The sequence below is a fragment of the Paraburkholderia caribensis genome, assembly GCF_002902945.1.
Taxonomy (GTDB): domain Bacteria; phylum Pseudomonadota; class Gammaproteobacteria; order Burkholderiales; family Burkholderiaceae; genus Paraburkholderia; species Paraburkholderia caribensis.
On sequence record NZ_CP026102.1, the window covers coordinates 2,607,518 to 2,624,288 of the forward strand.

14 protein-coding genes and 1 pseudogene are annotated in these 16,771 nt (G+C 62.7%); 2 read left to right on the forward strand and 13 right to left on the reverse strand.

Annotated elements, in window-relative coordinates; genetic code table 11:
• Window positions 1-30 precede the first annotated feature (30 nt).
• Window positions 31-2,748, forward strand: a complete 2,718-nt coding sequence (gene acnA / locus C2L66_RS28300; protein ID WP_054933440.1) for an aconitate hydratase AcnA — start codon at window positions 31-33, stop codon at window positions 2,746-2,748.
• 176 nt (window positions 2,749-2,924) lie between these two features.
• Here the strand turns inward: acnA and C2L66_RS28305 are convergent, their stop codons facing one another.
• The 10 genes and pseudogenes from C2L66_RS28305 to C2L66_RS28350 all read right to left on the reverse strand — a co-directional run bounded on the left by C2L66_RS28305 (window position 2,925) and on the right by C2L66_RS28350 (window position 14,008).
• Complete coding sequence (locus C2L66_RS28305; protein ID WP_060604967.1) at window positions 2,925-3,857, reverse strand: amidohydrolase family protein; 933 nt, start codon at window positions 3,855-3,857, stop codon at window positions 2,925-2,927.
• 2 nt (window positions 3,858-3,859) lie between these two features.
• Window positions 3,860-5,182, reverse strand: coding sequence for an MFS transporter (locus C2L66_RS28310; protein ID WP_060604964.1), 1,323 nt, complete (start codon window positions 5,180-5,182; stop codon window positions 3,860-3,862).
• Between the two features lie 12 nt (window positions 5,183-5,194).
• Window positions 5,195-6,428: pseudogene (locus C2L66_RS28315) on the reverse strand (MFS transporter).
• Between the two features lie 2 nt (window positions 6,429-6,430).
• The gene (locus C2L66_RS28320; protein ID WP_054933436.1) at window positions 6,431-7,711 is read right to left on the reverse strand and encodes an MFS transporter; all 1,281 of its coding nucleotides are present in this window, start codon (window positions 7,709-7,711) and stop codon (window positions 6,431-6,433) included.
• On the reverse strand, window positions 7,708-8,754 hold the full coding sequence (locus C2L66_RS28325) for an amidohydrolase family protein (protein WP_060604961.1): 1,047 nt from the start codon (window positions 8,752-8,754) through the stop codon (window positions 7,708-7,710). Before C2L66_RS28325 ends, C2L66_RS28320 begins: the two co-directional genes overlap by 4 nt.
• 9 nt (window positions 8,755-8,763) lie before the next feature.
• Window positions 8,764-9,915 (reverse strand): porin, encoded by a 1,152-nt coding sequence (locus C2L66_RS28330; protein WP_060604958.1) that lies wholly within the window; start codon window positions 9,913-9,915, stop codon window positions 8,764-8,766.
• 44 nt (window positions 9,916-9,959) lie between these two features.
• On the reverse strand, window positions 9,960-11,339 hold the full coding sequence (locus C2L66_RS28335) for an MFS transporter (protein WP_060604954.1): 1,380 nt from the start codon (window positions 11,337-11,339) through the stop codon (window positions 9,960-9,962).
• 71 nt (window positions 11,340-11,410) lie between these two features.
• Window positions 11,411-12,340 carry an SMP-30/gluconolactonase/LRE family protein gene (locus tag C2L66_RS28340; RefSeq protein WP_060604951.1) on the reverse strand — a complete coding sequence of 310 codons (930 nt, stop codon included), beginning with the start codon at window positions 12,338-12,340 and terminating at the stop codon, window positions 11,411-11,413.
• A 22-nt stretch (window positions 12,341-12,362) separates the two neighbouring features.
• Window positions 12,363-13,310, reverse strand: coding sequence for an NAD(P)-dependent oxidoreductase (locus tag C2L66_RS28345; protein ID WP_054933446.1), 948 nt, complete (start codon window positions 13,308-13,310; stop codon window positions 12,363-12,365).
• A complete protein-coding gene (locus tag C2L66_RS28350; protein ID WP_054933431.1) occupies window positions 13,310-14,008 on the reverse strand; it encodes an RraA family protein in 699 nt (232 codons plus the stop codon). The genes C2L66_RS28345 and C2L66_RS28350 overlap by 1 nt, the downstream gene beginning before the upstream one ends.
• A 165-nt stretch (window positions 14,009-14,173) precedes the next feature.
• Between C2L66_RS28350 and C2L66_RS28355 the strand changes: the two genes are divergently transcribed.
• Window positions 14,174-14,899: an IclR family transcriptional regulator gene (locus C2L66_RS28355; RefSeq protein WP_060607068.1), complete on the forward strand. Its 726-nt coding sequence runs from the start codon at window positions 14,174-14,176 to the stop codon at window positions 14,897-14,899.
• 166 nt (window positions 14,900-15,065) lie between these two features.
• Here the strand turns inward: C2L66_RS28355 and C2L66_RS28360 are convergent, their stop codons facing one another.
• Genes C2L66_RS28360 through C2L66_RS28370 form a run of 3 tightly spaced genes read right to left on the reverse strand, consistent with a single transcriptional unit; the run spans window position 15,066 to window position 16,770 of the window.
• A complete protein-coding gene (locus C2L66_RS28360) occupies window positions 15,066-15,641 on the reverse strand; it encodes a lytic transglycosylase domain-containing protein (protein ID WP_225032790.1) in 576 nt (191 codons plus the stop codon).
• Window positions 15,641-16,438, reverse strand: a complete 798-nt coding sequence (locus C2L66_RS28365; RefSeq protein ID WP_060604948.1) for a TadE family protein — start codon at window positions 16,436-16,438, stop codon at window positions 15,641-15,643. Before C2L66_RS28365 ends, C2L66_RS28360 begins: the two co-directional genes overlap by 1 nt.
• Window positions 16,420-16,770 (reverse strand): DUF192 domain-containing protein, encoded by a 351-nt coding sequence (locus tag C2L66_RS28370; RefSeq protein WP_060604945.1) that lies wholly within the window; start codon window positions 16,768-16,770, stop codon window positions 16,420-16,422. The genes C2L66_RS28365 and C2L66_RS28370 overlap by 19 nt, the downstream gene beginning before the upstream one ends.
• Between the last annotated feature and the right edge of the window lies 1 nt (window position 16,771).

The window sequence follows — 16,771 nt, forward strand, 5'->3', positions numbered from 1 at the left end:
CATTTCCTCGAAAACCCCAGGAAAATTACCATGGCCCACAATCTCCACAAAACACTCAAGGAATTCGACAGCGGTTCCGGCAAAGGCAAGTTCTATTCGCTGCCGCAGCTTGGTAAGGCGCTGAACGTCAAGATCGACCGGCTGCCCGTGTCGATCCGCCTCGTGCTGGAATCGGTGCTGCGTAACTACGACGGCAAGAAGATCTCGGAAGAACACATCGAGCAGCTCGCGAACTGGAAGCCGACGGCTTCGCGCGTCGACGAAATTCCGTTCGTCGTTGCACGTGTCGTGCTGCAGGACTTCACAGGCGTGCCTTTGCTGGCCGACATCGCAGCCATGCGCGGCGTCGCGCAGCGCGCGGGCAAGAACCCGAAGTCGATCGAGCCGCTGGTCCCCGTCGATCTCGTCGTCGATCACTCGGTGCAGATCGACCACTTCCGCGAAAAGGACGCGCTCGACCTGAACATGAAGCTGGAATTCAAGCGCAATAACGAGCGCTACCAGTTCATGAAGTGGGGCATGCAGGCGTTCGACACGTTCAAGGTCGTGCCGCCGGGCGTCGGCATCGTTCACCAGGTGAACCTGGAATACCTCGCACGTGGCGTGCACAAGAAGGCTGAAAACGGCGACACCGTCTATTACCCGGACACGCTGGTCGGCACGGACAGCCACACGACGATGATCAACGGCATCGGCGTGGTCGGCTGGGGTGTGGGCGGCATCGAAGCGGAAGCGGGCATGCTCGGCCAGCCGGTGTACTTCCTGACGCCGGACGTGGTCGGCGTGCACCTGAAGGGCAAGCTGCGCGAAGGCGTGACGGCGACCGACCTGGTGCTGACCATCACCGAACTGCTGCGTAAAGAAAAGGTGGTCGGCAAGTTCGTCGAATTCTTCGGCGAAGGCACGCGCTCGCTGTCGCTGCCGGACCGCGCGACGATCGGCAACATGGCGCCGGAATACGGCGCGACGATGGGCTTCTTCCCGGTCGACGAAAAGACGATCGACTACTTCAAGGGCACGGGCCGCACGGACGCCGAAATCTCCGCCTTCGAAAACTACTTCAAGGCGCAGGATCTGTTCGGCATCCCCGACGCCGGCGATATCGACTACACGAAGGTCGTCACGCTGGACCTGGGCACGGTTGCGCCGTCGCTGGCCGGCCCGAAGCGTCCGCAAGACCGCATCGAGATCACCCACGTCAAGTCGACCTTCACGGACCTGTTCTCGAAGCCGGTCGGCGAAAACGGCTTTGCGAAGAAGGCCGCCGACCTCGACACGCAATACACGACGAGCAACGGCGTCAACGTGAAGAACGGCGACATCCTGATCGCCGCGATCACGTCGTGCACGAACACGTCGAACCCGAGCGTGCTGCTCGCGGCGGGCCTGCTGGCAAAGAAGGCGGTCGAAGCCGGCCTGGAAGTGGCGCCGCACATCAAGACGTCGCTGGCGCCGGGATCGCGTATCGTCACCGAGTACCTGACGAAGACGGGCCTGCTGCCGTACCTCGACAAGCTCGGCTTCACGCTGGCTGCTTATGGCTGCACGACCTGTATCGGCAATGCGGGCGACCTGACGCCGGAACTGAACGAAGCGATCACGAAGAACGACATCGTCGCGGCGGCCGTGCTGTCGGGCAACCGTAACTTCGAAGCGCGTATTCATCCGAACATCCGCGCGAACTTCCTGGCTTCGCCGCCGCTGGTCGTCGCTTACGCGATCGCGGGCAACATCACGCGCGACCTGATGACGGAACCCGTCGGCAAGGGCAAGGGCGGCCGCGACATCTACCTCGGCGACATCTGGCCGACGAGCGAAGAAGTCAACGCGCTGCTCAAGTTCGCGCTGGACGCCGACGCGTTCCGCACGAACTACGCGCAGCTCACGAAGAAGGGCGACCTGTGGAGCAAGATCGAAGGCGAAGAAGGCCAGGTCTACGACTGGCCGAAGTCGACCTACATCGCGGAGCCGCCGTTCTTCGGCAGCAACTTCTCGATGGAGCCGGCTTCGAGCATCGCCGCCGTGAAGGGTGCGCGCGCACTGGGCATCTTCGGTGACTCGGTCACGACCGACCACATCTCGCCGGCAGGCTCGATCAAGGAAGATTCGCCCGCAGGCAAGTGGCTGAAGGAAAACGGCGTGCAGAAGGCCGACTTCAACAGCTACGGCTCGCGCCGCGGCAACCACGACGTGATGATGCGCGGCACGTTCGCGAACGTCCGCATCAAGAACCTGATGATCCCGGCGAAGGCCGATGGCACGCGCGTCGAAGGCGGCCTGACGATTCACCAGCCGAGCGGCGAACAGCTGTCGATCTACGACGCAGCGATGAAGTACATCGACGCCGGCACGCAGACGGTCATCTTCGCGGGCGAAGAGTACGGCACGGGCTCGTCGCGTGACTGGGCGGCGAAGGGCACGCAGCTGCTGGGCGTCAAGGCTGTGGTCGCACGCAGCTTCGAGCGTATCCACCGTTCGAACCTGGTCGGCATGGGCGTTCTGCCGCTGCAGTTCAAGGGTACGGACAGCGTCCAGTCGCTGAACATCACGGGCGAAGAAACGTACGACATCGAAGGTCTCGGCGACGACTTCAAGCCGCAGCAGGAAGTCACGCTGGTGATTCATCGCAAGGATGGGTCGGAGCAGCGCGTGCAGGTTCTGCTGCGTATCGATACGCCGATCGAAGTCGATTATTACAAGCACGGCGGTATTCTGCCGTTCGTGCTGCGCTCGCTGCTCGCGGCGTAAGTTATCGCTTTGCAGGTGCTGCGTTCTCGTTGAGGACGCAGTGACTTTTAGAAGCCCGGTTTATCCGGGCTTTTTTTTGTTCGTCGCTTTGGTTCGTCGCAGTAGCCGTGCGTTTCTGGCGACGAGCATCCGAAAAACCACTGGACCACGTCGTCTCTCCAACGCCGCAAGAACCGCTAGGCGAACTGGTACAGCTTCACCGGATTGTCGACGAATATCTGTTGCTGCCAGTCCGCACGCCCAATCCAACCCGCAATGATGTCCAACAGGTTCGCATCGTCCGGCTTTCGAGCCTTTGCCGTCGGATGAGGCCAGTCGGTACCCCATAGCATCCGCTCCGGCGCCATATCGATCAGCGCTTTCGCGACGGGTGCAACGTCTTCATAAGCAGGCGCGCCCGTCTTGCTATCGACGTACGGCCCCGACAACGTGATCCACGTATTGCCCCTTTCGACGAGACGTTGCGCGGCACGCAAGGCATCCGACGAGAGCCCGCCCGGTTGCGGAACGTGCGCGATATGGTCGATGACTAGCGGACAAGGCAGCGCCGCCAGATGAGGTTCGAGCTGCGGCAGCCGCGCGCCCTGCACGACCAGCTCGATATGCCAGCCGAGATTGGAGATACGTGCGGCAAGTGGCGCGAGCATGTCCAGCGTCGTCGCGCCCGGATAACTAAGGTTGAAGCGAATCGCGCGAATGCCGCCCCCATGCAGTGTCTGCAATTCGTCATCGCTTACTGAAGTATCGATGACGGCGACGCCCCGTGCCTGATCGCCGAATTGCCTGAGTGCTTCCAGCGTGCAGCGGTTATCCGTTCCGTACGTCGACGGCGTGACGACCACGTTCCGCTTCACGCCGAGCCGCGACTGCAGGAGCCGATACTGGCCGACCGTCGCATTCGGTGGGCGAAGCGTCGTGCCCGGCGCAACCGGGAACCGGTCGTCGTAGATATGCATGTGACAGTCGATGGCGCCTTCCGGCAGCCTGAACACCGGCTGCTGCGTGCCGCTCGACCATGTTTCTTCTGCACCTGCCAGGCTGGGCAGCGCTGCCGACGCAAGCGCCGCGCCAGCAACCTGGAGAAATTCGCGCCTCGTTCTGGACCTCATGCTCAGATGGTCCCCGTCTTCCCGGCAAGACGGCTTGCCGAACCGTTGCGCGTCAGGAGCCACAGCGTCGCGACGCTCACGAGTGTAAGAATGGCGAGCGGCATCAATGCCAGCGCGTAGCTACCCGTCGCGTCCTTCACCCATCCATAGACGTTCACCATCAGGCCGCCGCCGAGCAGGTTCGCGATCGCGTTGACAGTCGCGAGGCCTGCTGCCACGGCGCTGTTCGACAGCATGTCCGTGGCCAGTGCCCAGAACGGGCCCTTGAAGGAATACGCGCCGACGAGCACCCCGCACAGCATGCAGATCGTCGGCAGGAGCGAGCCGCTTAGCGACGTCGCGAACAGGCCCGCACCGATCAGCAGCATCGGCACGACGGTGTGCCAGCGGCGCTCGCCCAGCCGGTCCGAGCGGCGCCCCCAGTAGACCATCAGGACGGAAGCCACCGCATACGGAACCGAGTTCAGCAAGCCCGTCTGCATGACGGAAAGCCCAAACGACTTGAGCAGTTGCGGCTGCCATACCGACAGTGTGCTGCCCGCCGCCGACGCGCAGGTATCGACGAGCGCGAGACACAACACATAGCGATTGCGGAACAGTTGCGCGAGCGGCAGCGACGGCACCTTCTTCGGCGCCTTGTGTTCGCTGACGAGCGCGTTGACGAGCCACGTGCGCTCGTCGTCGTCGAGCCATCTCGCGTTCTCGGGCTTGTTGGTCAGCATGAAGAGACAGGCGATGCCGAGCAGCACGGTCGGAATGCCTTCGAGAATGAACAGCCAGTGCCACCCGCGCAGTCCCCCGAATCCGTCCATCTGCAGGAGCAGCGCCGAAATCGGCGAGCCGATGAAACTCGCGGCCGGAATCGCGACCATGAAGGTCGCCACGATGCGCGCGCGGTACGACGCCGGAATCCAGTACGACAGATACAGCAGCACGCCGGGAAAGAAGCCCGCTTCGGCGGCGCCAAGCAGAAAGCGCAGGATGTAGAACGTCGTCGCGTTATGCACGAGCGCGGTCGCCGCTGACACGATGCCCCACGTGATCATGATGCGCGCGATCCAGATGCGCGCACCGTACTTTTGCAGCGCGAGATTGCTCGGCACTTCACAAAAGAAGTACGAAATGAAGAACAGACTGCTGCCGAACCCGAAGACCTTCGCCGACATGCCAAGGTCATGATTCATCTGCAGAGACGCCATGCCCACGTTGCCCCGGTCGATAAAGGCAAGCAGGTAGCACACCATCAGAAAGGGAATGAGTCGCCAGACGACCTTTCGTATCGTCCGGCGCTCGATCGCGGACTTGTCCATGAAACCGGTTTGCATCGTCGTCTCCGTTTATTGTGCGCCTATGCGCTGATTCGTGAATCGCTGCCATGCAATGACGGCGATGACGCCGCTGGCAAGCGCCGCCGCCATTGCTGCAAAGGTATGTCGGACACCGAGCGCTTCGGACGCGGTCCCGACGAGCAGATAGCCGAACGGCATCGTGCCGTTGTAGGCCATCCCATACATGCCGACGAGCCCGCCGCGCACGTGTTCGGGACACTGCCGCTGGATGGTCGCGTTCGTCGACGTGGCCGCAAAAGTGAGGCTGAAGCCGAGCGCGTAGAAAGCCGGGATCGTTGCTGCCGCTTCCGACGTCGCGGCGAGCGACGCAAGCGCGCCGACGGCTGTCCACGGCGCCCACGCGATGAATCGTCGCGAGGCCATCGGACCAATCGCCGAGGAAAGCAGGATCGCCGCGCTCAACGAACCCGCCCCGGCGCAAGCGAAGAACACGCCCGTAAAGCGCGCCGCGTCATGAAACCCCTGATCAGCGAGCAGCGGCACGAGCGTCTGATAGCTGCCGGCGAACAAACCGATGCACGCGAGGATCGGCAGATAGCGCGCGGAGAACATATCGGACATCACATAGCCCACCGCGTCGCGCAGGCTGCTCTCCGCCCGCGCGGGCCGCGCCGCAGAGGCCGTTCTGATCGAACGCACGCACGTCGCCATGAAGCAGAGCGCGAACGCGTAGATCACAAACGATGTTCTGGGTCCGAGCGTCGGATAGACAAAGCCTGCAATCGTCGGCCCCACCATGCGGCCGACGTTGTAGACCATCGTGTTCATCGCGACGGCATTCGACGTATGAGCGGGATCTTCCAGGCTCGTGAGCAGCAGAACCTGGCGCGCGGGTGTTTCGATCGCACTCGACACGCCGATGGCGAGCGCATGCGCGAGGATCAGTTTCACACCGAGCACACCCAGCAGCGACAGCGTGAAGAGACTGCCCCGTGAGTATCAGCGAGGTCGTGAGCACGCACAGGGTCGCGCGCTTCGCATTGGCCGAACTGATCCGCGAGCCTGCAACCGGTGCGACGATCAGTTGCGGTCCGTACAGCAGGAAGTTCAGCAGCGCGAGAATCGCCGCCGACCCCGACAGGTGATACACGAGCAGGTTCAGCGTGACGTTCTGCGTCCAGCTTCCCAGCACGGACGCGACCTGTCCGCTCAGATACCGACGCAACGATGCTTCCGCAAGGGCCGGAAACAGCCTGCTGACGAAGCCGGTTTGTGCAGTCATCGTCACGACAGCGCCTTGCCGCGCGTTTCCGGCGCGAAAAACACGACCACGGCAGCGGCGATGAATGCGACGATCGTCGTCGCGAGGCCCAGCACGAAACCGCCCGAGGTCGACGCGAGTGCGCCGATGATCAACGGTGCGATAAAGCCGCCGAGCCGGCCACCGTTATATGCGAGGCCCATCAGAAATCCGCGCGATGCCGTATCGCCGATGATCTCCGCGAGAAACGGGCCTGCGCCGGCGAAGATACCGTTCACGCTGAAGCCAGTCAGAAAAATCGCGACCATCAGCAGCAGCGCATCCGATGACAGGATGTACACGCCGACCGCGGCCGCCCCGACCAGCAGATAGGCAAGGAACATTGGCCGCCGGCCGAGCCGGTCGACGAATGCCGAGAACAGCAGGAACCCGCTGATCGCACCGAATTGCAGCGCGAGCACAAACTTCAGGCTATGTACGAAGTCGAGATGCTTCACCGTGACAAGGAACGTTGGCGTCCACGTAAAGACGCCCCAGTACAGATACTGCAGGAAAAAGATGAAGCCAAACGCCGTCACCAGTCCGCGCACATTGAGCTTGTCACCGCTTGCTGCCGCCACGCGCTGAACTGACGACTTCGCCTGCCTGCGCTCCAACCAGATCGGCGATTCAGGCGTTTTTCTCGCGACCCAGAACAGAATGAAAAACGGTGACGCACCGATCAGAAACAGTAGACGCCAGCTGTTTCCACCGAGTCCGTCGTTCACGCCGCTGACGATTCCCGAGATCGTGATGGCGAGAATCGCGCCGATGGGCAAACCCATCTGCATCAGTGCCCCGCCCTTGCCGCGCCGGCTCGCGTGCCATGTCTCGGCAATGAGCGCTGCACCCGCCGTCCACGTGCCGCCCATGCCCAAAGCGCCGAAAAACCGCAATGTAGCGAACCAGTGTTCGTTCGGCGCAAACGCGATCAGGCCGGAGAACAGCGAATAGATGCCGACGCACAGCAACGCGGTACGCACGCGCCCCAAGCGGTCCGACACATAACCGAACAGAATGCCGCCGATGATCTGTCCGGCCGCCGTGATGCTCGTAAAAAGGCCGAGCTGCGCCTTGCTCAAGCCGAACTGAAGGGCCAACGTCGGTAGAAGAAGCGAAAGCAGGAACGAGTCATAGCTCTCGAACGTCCAGCCGAGTCCCGCGAGTGACAACGAGCGCCACTCGGTACCCGTGATGTTCTTTAATCCCTTGGCTTGCGATCCCTCGGGGAATTCGGTGGCCGCAACCGTTGCGCTCGTCTTCATGTGTTGTCTCCTGCAATCGCCAGGCGATAGGTCGTCGCCGCAGTCCGGCTGAAGAGCGCGGTCTTGTCATCGGCGGACATCGCGGACGCGAGCCGTTTGAAGGCGTTCCACAGCACGCCGTAACTGAACATCCCTTTGTCGACGGGAAAATTGCTTTCGAACATGCAGCGGTCCACACCGAACAGTTCGACGCAAACATCGAAATACGGGCGCCACGCGGCGGCCAGTTGCTCGGACGAAGGCGGCAGCGCGCGCGTGGCGAAGTCGAAGCCGAACACGTTCATCCCTGCGCCGCCGAGCTTGATGCGGGTGTTGGGCAGGCTCGCAAGCCGTGCAAGTTTTTGCTTCCATTCGGCAAGCACAGCCGCGCGCTGTCCGGCGTGCGGACCCACGCCGAGCGGACCGCCAAAATGGTCGATGACGACAGTCACTTCTTGTGCAGCACGCGCGAGTTCATACAGATCGTCGAGCTGCGTGTGGTAGACCCACGCATCGAGCGACAGACCGAAGCGGCCGAGTGTCCTGACACCCTGCCGGAACGCCGGATTCGTCATCTGGTCACGCGGCGGCGTCACCGGGCTCGAACTCACCTCGGGACTCGCATGCCACGCGAGCGGATTGCGTATGCCTCGCAGACGTCCGCCCGATACCTGCAGCATCGCTTCAAGCACGCCATCGAGTTCTGCGCCCAGCGTCAGATCCGCGCCACCGACAATCGCCTCGCAGCACCGCGCCTGCCCATACGCGCCGCTTGCGAACATCGCAGCGACGCCCGTGGCGAACTCGACCTCGCCAAGCGGCTTCATGGCTTCCGGACCGTCCTGTCGCAACATCGAGCGGCATTGCACGTAGACCGTCGAGACGACCCGATGCCCACTCGCCAGATCCCTGCCGAACTCATCCGCGAGATACCGTCCGGTCTGACGGTCCCACAGATGATGATGCGCATCGACGATGGCAAGCGCCGGTTCGAGCACCGGCTCGTCGCGCAGCGCGAGCCACTCGGGTCGGACAGGCAAATGAGGCGCGTGCACGATCTGCATGGCTTCTCCTCAGAATTTCTGGCGCATGCCGATGACCACGCCCGTCTGGTTGTGTCCGGCCGCGACCGTTCCATAACCGTTCACGCCGAGCGCGGAGCCGTCCTTGTTGCGCGCGAAGCCCGCCGTCGCGTAGACATCGGTGCGCTTGGACAGCAGGTAGTCGGCGCAAAGCACAGCGAGCCATGGATCGGCACCCGTCGAGTGCACGTCCTGGTAGTAGCCGGTAGCCGTCAGGACAAACGCCGGCGTGACGAAGTACTGCGCGCCCGCCCAGTAAAGATTCGCAGCGCTCGCTTCGGAGCCGTTCGCAACGACGATCGGGTTCGCAGGCAGGAACGCATTCGACGCACGCAGATAGCGGTAGCCCGCGAAGCCTTTCAGCCGTCCAATCTGATACGAAGCGGCTGCTGTCGCGCGACGCTCAGTCGCCGTGTTGCTTGCGAGCGTGTTGCTGTTGCGCTGCTCATAGGAGACGCTTGCCGCGAGCGGACCTTGCGCGAACGTCAGCGCGCCGCTGAAAAAGCGCCCGGTGATTTCGGCGCCCGGCACTTCGGCGCCGTAACCTGTGTCGTAGCGCGTGCTGTACATCGCCTGTGCCGTCAACGGGCCGAATACGCCCGTGTATTTTGCTGAGTTGTCGATTCGCGCGGCCATCGCGTAGTCGAGCGACAACACCGAGTAGCGCGACGATGCACCCATCGGATCGAACGCCACCGCCTGTTCGTAGAGCAGCGCGTTCTGCCGGCCGAAGGTCAACTGCTGGCCTTTATACGAAAGGCCGACCCATGCCTGACGGCCGAACAGCCGCGCCGTCGTCGTCGCGTTCGCGCCCAGACCTTTGGTCGATTGCGCGGTCGTGCCGTCATTGATGTTGAAGCCATTCTCCAACTGGAAGATTGCCTTCATGCCGCCGCCAAGGTCTTCGGCGCCCTTCAGTCCCCAGCGCGAGCCGGACAGGTTGCCCGACACTTCGCGCGTCTGTGCGCCGCCAGCACTTGTATTGTTGATGTGCTCGATGCCAACGTCTGCGATGCCGTACAGCGTGACGCTGCTTTGCGCATGCGCGGTGCCGCAGGTCAGGCTCACCCCTGCGGCTGCGAGTGCGCCGAGCATCAGGCGGGCGTTCGTGTTGACGTTGTGGCTGGCTTTGTTGAACAGCATGGAGTCTCCTGAAAGTGTTTATGGATTGGTTTTGAGAGCGTGGATCACACCTTGTTTGCCAAAGGCGCCTCGCCTGCGTCGGCGCCTGGATCACCGAGCCAGGCGATGGTCAAGGCACCGAGCAGCAGCACACCTGAGACGGCGAGCAACGGCACGGTGAAGCCGCCTGAGACCTGCTTGAGCGCGCCGATCATCGACGGACCGACAAAGCCGCCGAGATTGCCCACCGAGACGATCAGCGCGAGGCCACCGGCAGCGGCTCGGCCCGTAAGGAAGCCCGACGGAATAGCCCAGTACGTCGCCTGAAACGCGAGGATGCCGCTCACCGTGAAGCAGAGTGCAATCAGCTTGAGCACGGGCGTGTCGACGAACGTACTTGCGCACAGCGCGACGGCCGCCACGACCAGCGCGCCGGCCACATACGGAATGCGGTTCTCCGCGCGATTGGCGACGCGCGCCCACCAGACCATCCCGACCGCGCCGATCGCATACGGAATCGCCGTGAGCCAGCCGACGACCGCGTGCTCGACGCCGAACTGCTTGATGATTTGCGGCATCCACAGACCGACGCCAAGCGAGCCGACGATGCCGCAGAAATTGACGAACGCAAGCACGAACACGCGCCAGTTGGTCATCGCATCGCGCAGCGTGCTGCCGTGACGCGCGCCGATGTCGCCCTGTTCAAGCGCGAGACGCTTCGCAAGCGACGACTTCTCTGCGTCGCTCAGCCACTTCGCCTTTTCGGGACGGTCGGCCAGCACGAACAGACAGGCAATGCCAAGGACCACAGCCGGCACGCCCTCGATCAGCAGCAACCACTGCCAGCTACGCAGCCCGTGCAGACCGCCCAGTTCGAGCAAGGCACCCGAGACGGGGGAACCGATCATGTTCGCCACGGGAATGCCGACGAGAAATGCAGCCGTCACCTTCGCGCGCCACTTGCCCGGAAACCAGTGCGTGAAATACAGATAGATGCCGGGCGTGAAGCCCGCTTCGGCGAGACCGAGCAGGAACCGTGCGGCGGCGAAACTCTTCGGGCCGACGACGAACGCCGTCGCCATCGAAAAGAGACCCCACGTGATCATGATGCGCGCGATCCACACGCGCGCCCCAACCTTCTGCATGATCAGGTTGCTTGGAATCTCGAAGAGAAAATAGCCGACGAAGAACAGCCCCGCACCGAAGCCGAACTGCTCGGCTGTCAGACCGAGATCCTTGTTCATCGTAAGCGCGGCGAACCCGACGTTCGTCCGATCGAGGTAGCTGATGACGTAGCAGATGAAAATGAACGGCAAAATTCGCCGGAACGCCTTGGCGAGCGTGCGCTCGCTGGCTGCGTAGTCTTCGTGCGCAATGCCCTGGACGGGTGCTGCGTCAGCGCGCCGCGCGGCGCCCTCGGCGCTCAAGGTGTGCGAAATCGTCATGCTTGCCTCCTCCAACGCGCTGCTGTCGGCGCGATGTATCGATAGTTGGCGGGCGCAGCGCCCGCCGCGCCTCAGACGGCCTGCTTCGCCCTGTTGGGCAATGGACCGGCAATCGTCATATCGGCTTTAAGAACCGTCCCAGAAACAGATTCGGTCATGAAGAGCGTCTTCATCTCTGGGCCGCCGAAGCAGAGGTTCGTGAGCGAAGCGCCTGCGGGGCTCGTCAGGATCTCGACGGGTTCGGCACGATGGTTCAGCACCCACGCACGACCGAGCCCCGGGTTCGCGACGAAGAGCCGACCTTCGGTATCGATGGTCAGACCGTCCGGACCGCTCGGACCGTAGGAGGTGAAGAACTGCCCGACCTTGCTGACGGAACCATCGGCCTGAAGCGGCACGCGCCACACGCAGTTCCCGCGCGTCATGCCGACGAACAGGACCTTCTCGTCGGGCGACAGCACGAGTCCGTTGGGGCTCGGGCAATTGCCGAGCAGCATGTCGAGCTTGCCGTCCACCGACAGCCGGTACACGCGGCCGGTCGGATCGTGCAGACCGGTTTGGCCCTGATCGGTGAAATACAGGTTGCCGTTCGAATCGAACGTGAGATCGTTCACGCCTCTGAAGCGCTCGGAATTGCGCCGCTCGAGAAGCGGGCGCACTTCGCCACTAGCGATGTCGAGCAGCATCAGACCATTTCGATAGTCGGTGATGAGCAGACGCGCTTCGTCGTAACGCTTCATGCCGTTCGGCTCGCCGTCGTATTGCACGACGAGTTCCCACTCGCCCGAAGGCGAAATCCTGAAAACGCGGCCGTGCGGGATGTCGGTCACGAACAGATAGCCTTCCGGATCCCACACCGGGCCTTCGAGGAAGGAATCCGTAGCGAGGCCGCCGCGATTCGCGCGTGCCCAATCGGTCTGCACATCGGGTTTGCGGAATTTGTCCGGCATACGCGTGAAGACTTCGGCTGTGCGTACTTCGGGCGAGATGAGATAGAACATGGTGGACCTTCTCGTGCGAACGTCAGGCTGCGTTGCGGGCGCGTTCGTCGATGACGGCAAGAACATTGGCGGCAGCGCCCTTGCCCATGTTCACGTATGCGGCATCGCTCACGCCGCCGATGTGCGGCGACAGGATCGCGTTTGCGATCTGCTGGAACGGATGCGGATTCGTCATCGGTTCGACGTCGAAGCTGTCGAGACCGGCCGAGCGCAACTGGCCGCTTGCGAGTGCGTCGGCGAGCGCGGCTTCGTCGATCAGACCGCCACGCGCCGTGTTGACGAGAATCGCACCGCGCTTGAAACGCGCGAACGTGTCGCGGTTGAGCATCTGCCGGTTCTCGGCCGTCAGTGGACAATGCAACGAGATGACGTCCGATGCGGCGTACAGGTCGTCGAGTGCGACGAGCTTTACGCCAGCTGGCACTTCTTTCGCGTACGGATCAAACGCAAGCACGTTCATGCCGAACGCAGCGCCGATCGCCGCCACGCGTCGGCCGATCGCGCCCAATCCGACCAGGCCGAGCGTGCTTCCATCCAGTTCAACGGACTTGTGCGTGGATTTATCCCAGTGACCCGCGCGCATGCGCGCATCCAGTTGCGGCACCGATTTGGCACACGCGAGAATCAACGCCCAGGCGTGCTCGGCCACGGCCGCGGCGTTGGCGCCGACGGCTGCGCGCACCGCGATACCGCGCGCGGCCGCGGCTGCCTGATCGATCACGTCGATGCCGCTGCCGTGCTTCGAAATAACCTGCAGGTTTTCGGCGGCATCCATGATGCGGGCGTTGACCTTGCCGTATCGAACGATGATCGCGACCGGCTTGTGCGCGGCGCACAGCGCGACGATGTCGTCTTCCGTAGGCTGCTTGCCCGCGAACACGACCTCGAACTGGGTGAGCATGTCGAGCGCTTGCGGCGCGAGATCCGCGGCTGTCACGAGGACGACGGGTTTATGCGAAGCCGTTTGCATCACAGTGCCTCGCCTTCCGCCAGCATGCCGACCGCGCGCAGTTCCTTCTCGATCCATCCCGGCCGCACGTCACCCTTGTGGATCGCCGCAATACGCGCCGTCTCCATGTCGAGCTTTTTCTGCGCGAGTTCGATGATGCGCGCGACATCGTTGCGCGGAATGACGACCACGCCGTCCGTGTCGCCGACGATCAGATCGCCGGGGTTGATGGCCGTGTCGCCGGCCGAAATCGGCGCGTTCACGAGGCCCGCGACGCTTTTGGTTGGGCCGCAGGGATTGAGACCCGCCGCGAAGATCGGATAGTCGCCGTTGGCAAGCTCGTGCGCGTCGCGCACGGCGCCGTCGATGATGATCCCGGCGATGCCGCTTGCCTTCGCCTGGGTCGCCATGATCTCGCCGATCAGCGCGCAGGAAAGATCGCCCTTCCCGTCGACGACGATCACGTCGCCCGGCTTCGCGATCGAAAGCGCGGCGTGGATGGCGAGGTTGTCGCCGGGACGAACTTCGACCGTAACGGCGGGACCTGCGACTTTCATTTTCGGAGACAGCGGCTTGACCCGGCCATGTAGCGTGCCGCGACGGCCCGCAACGTCGGCGAGGATGGCAGCCTGATATCGGGCGGCTGCCTCAACCAGTTCCGGCGACACGCGTTCAACGTTGCGATTGATGGCGGAAGTACCTGCGGACGCAGTGCTCATGGATTTCACCTCAGTTCGAGAGTTTTACTGTGTACAACCATAGTGTACGGTGTGAAATCACTATAGCCATCGGGAACACGTGCGGCCACTAGCGTTTACCCTTTTACGGTGTAAACCACCGTTTTACTGTGTACAATGATGCCGAACGAACGACGGGAGGCGGGGATGGGAAATGAGGGAGTTGTGGCAGTCGAAAAAGCGCTATCGCTGCTGGATTGCTTCAAGCCGGGGGCTGAGTCGCAGTCGCTCGCGATGCTGTCGCAAGCGTCCGGTATGCACAAGACGACGGTTTATCGACTGATGAACTCGCTGGAGCGAATGGGTTATGTCGTGCGCGCGCAATCCGGCAACTACTCGCTCGGGCATCGCGTGCTTTACCTGGGCAAGCTGTACGAGCAGTCGTTCCATCTATCCACAGTCGTGGAACCGGCGCTGCATGCGCTGGCGGCGCTGACGAAAGAAAGCGCATCGTACTACGTTCACGACAAAGGTCAGCGGCTTTGCCTGTTTCGCGTCGAGCCGTCCGAAGGTCTGCGCGAAACGCGGCTCGCGGGAACGACACTGCCGCTCGACGACACGGCTATCAGCCAGGTGATCCGTTTCTGGGGCCTTGGCGAGCCGATATACGACAAACCGCCTGCGCTGCCGGTCTTCACGGCGGGCGCGCGCGACGTGCACACGGCCGCATTCGCCGTTCCGGTTTTTGGCGCGGGCGACAAGTTCATGGCGGCACTCACGCTTTCGGGCCCTGCCTCCCGGCTGAGCGCCGCACACGCGTCGGGCGAACTGGACCGACCGCAACTGGACGCGGCCGCTGATTTATCGCGGAAGCTGGGGGCGAGTGCTGGATTCTGCGAGAACGTCTACCGCGCGCGCTCGCCGCTTCCGTAACGCCAGTGTTCAGTTCAACGTGTCATTCGTGGTTGGCTTTAGATGCGCTGGCAGAATGTCGCGCTGGCGCCGAGCCGACGCGACAGGTCGCATCGGGCTGGCTCCGCTATGCGCACAATGACAAATCAACTGCGGCATACGGATACCCCGTTTCCATCGCTGCCCTTCATCGCCGATAAACCACCGCCCGCTCCATCACCCGCCGCACATACTTCTGCGTTTCCGCATACGGCGGAACCGTACCGCCGAACTTACGCACCGCCCCTTCCCCCGCGTTATACGCTGCGAGCGCCAGCGGCACATCACCGAACGTCGCAAGCAGCGTATCGAGCAAGCGCGTACCTGCGACTACATTCTGGTAAGGATCAAACAAATCGCCCGCGCCTTGCTGCGCGCCGGTTTGCGGCATCAACTGCATCAACCCTCTTGCGCCCTTCGACGACACCGCAAATGGATCACCTCCCGACTCGACATCGATGACAGCCATCAGCAGCGCTCTATCGACACCACTATGCTTCGCAACATCATCAACCAGCGCCGTCCACGCGAGAACTTTCGAACGCGCGTGCCGAGCCTCCAATGGCACACCGAACTCGACGATCACCGGCTGATCCGAAACGGCAGCGACACCCGCATCCGCATCGACGCCCTTCAACCCGCCGATCATCATCTCCGCACGCCCGGCACCGTGCGCATCGCTGGCAATGCACACCACTGCCACGAGACAGATGAGGCCGCGCATCAATGTCCCGCCGTCGCATGCACTTCGTTGGCCGCATCCATGCGAAACGGCGACTGCATCCGCACAAGCGCCTCGGATTCCAGCGCGACGGGCCAACGCTGGCTCTGCCAACCATCGACAAGCGTCGTCCTGCACAAACGATCAGCCCGCTTAGGCGAGCCATACGCATCGACATTCGCCTGCGCAGGCTCACGCGAAAACACACCGTTCGCCGCAATATCGCCGATCACATTCGTCGCGTAGTACAGCACCTTGTTCGCAACGGGCACGATCAGATCAAAGCAATAGTGCACGCGCAGCTTCAGCACATTAGCGTCCTGCACATTCACATCCGATTCCGCACCGTGTTCGATGTCGCGATACATCAGCATGTCATTGGGAATTTCATCATGCGCGGCGCCTTCAGCGGGATAAACACGCGGACGCGCGAAGTCGCGCATCATCGCCGGCGTCGGACTGACGATCTCAATCGATGCCGCCTCGCCCACGGCACGCCGCGCGGCAAGCAGCGCCGACTGCACGCCCGCTGCATCGGCACTCCGCGCGTACAAGGGCGCAAGTCCACGCGCAAGTCCCGCTTGCATCGCATCCATCGATCCGTGATTAACGGACCCTTCGCGCGCGGCTTCGAGCACGGCGACATCGAGGGTCGATTTCGCCTGATACAGCAGCACGAACTGCACGGTCACGAAGCCGAAGAACAGCAACAGCGGCGCGACGACGAGAAACTCCGTCATCCCTTGCCCCGTCATCCGGCGTTTGCTCATACGCCGTCGCTTCACGTCGAAGCCCTCCATTCAAGCTTGTCGCCGACTTCGATACGCAACGCCTGCGCCGCATCCGCGCACAACTCCAGCGCCGCTCGCGCACGCCAACAAAACAGCACACGCCCACGGCCAACATTTCTATGAATCGACAGCACGCCTCCACGCCTGTCGATAAACAGCACGTCGATCGGAAAGCGCATACCGAACGTATGCACGGCATTGCACGGTTCGAGCCACAGCGCGCGATCATCATCGAGCCGGGAGCGCCCGAGCAATCCGCGCATCCGCTCGATCGACCTATCGGCGACTTCGACGACGATACGAGTCGGCTCACCGCGATGAACCAGCCGCGCATGACTCACA

Bases quoted from the DNA above. Each gene is read 5' to 3' on its own strand.
- acnA (WP_054933440.1), top strand. From the start codon at position 31: ATGGCCCACAATCTCCACAAAACACTCAAGGAATTCGACAGCGGTTCC.
- C2L66_RS28305 (WP_060604967.1), bottom strand. From the start codon at position 3,857: ATGAGGTCCAGAACGAGGCGCGAATTTCTCCAGGTTGCTGGCGCGGCG.
- C2L66_RS28310 (WP_060604964.1), bottom strand. From the start codon at position 5,182: ATGCAAACCGGTTTCATGGACAAGTCCGCGATCGAGCGCCGGACGATA.
- C2L66_RS28320 (WP_054933436.1), bottom strand. From the start codon at position 7,711: ATGAAGACGAGCGCAACGGTTGCGGCCACCGAATTCCCCGAGGGATCG.
- C2L66_RS28325 (WP_060604961.1), bottom strand. From the start codon at position 8,754: ATGCAGATCGTGCACGCGCCTCATTTGCCTGTCCGACCCGAGTGGCTC.
- C2L66_RS28330 (WP_060604958.1), bottom strand. From the start codon at position 9,915: ATGCTGTTCAACAAAGCCAGCCACAACGTCAACACGAACGCCCGCCTG.
- C2L66_RS28335 (WP_060604954.1), bottom strand. From the start codon at position 11,339: ATGACGATTTCGCACACCTTGAGCGCCGAGGGCGCCGCGCGGCGCGCT.
- C2L66_RS28340 (WP_060604951.1), bottom strand. From the start codon at position 12,340: ATGTTCTATCTCATCTCGCCCGAAGTACGCACAGCCGAAGTCTTCACG.
- C2L66_RS28345 (WP_054933446.1), bottom strand. From the start codon at position 13,310: ATGCAAACGGCTTCGCATAAACCCGTCGTCCTCGTGACAGCCGCGGAT.
- C2L66_RS28350 (WP_054933431.1), bottom strand. From the start codon at position 14,008: ATGAGCACTGCGTCCGCAGGTACTTCCGCCATCAATCGCAACGTTGAA.
- C2L66_RS28355 (WP_060607068.1), top strand. From the start codon at position 14,174: ATGGGAAATGAGGGAGTTGTGGCAGTCGAAAAAGCGCTATCGCTGCTG.
- C2L66_RS28360 (WP_225032790.1), bottom strand. From the start codon at position 15,641: ATGCGCGGCCTCATCTGTCTCGTGGCAGTGGTGTGCATTGCCAGCGAT.
- C2L66_RS28365 (WP_060604948.1), bottom strand. From the start codon at position 16,438: ATGGAGGGCTTCGACGTGAAGCGACGGCGTATGAGCAAACGCCGGATG.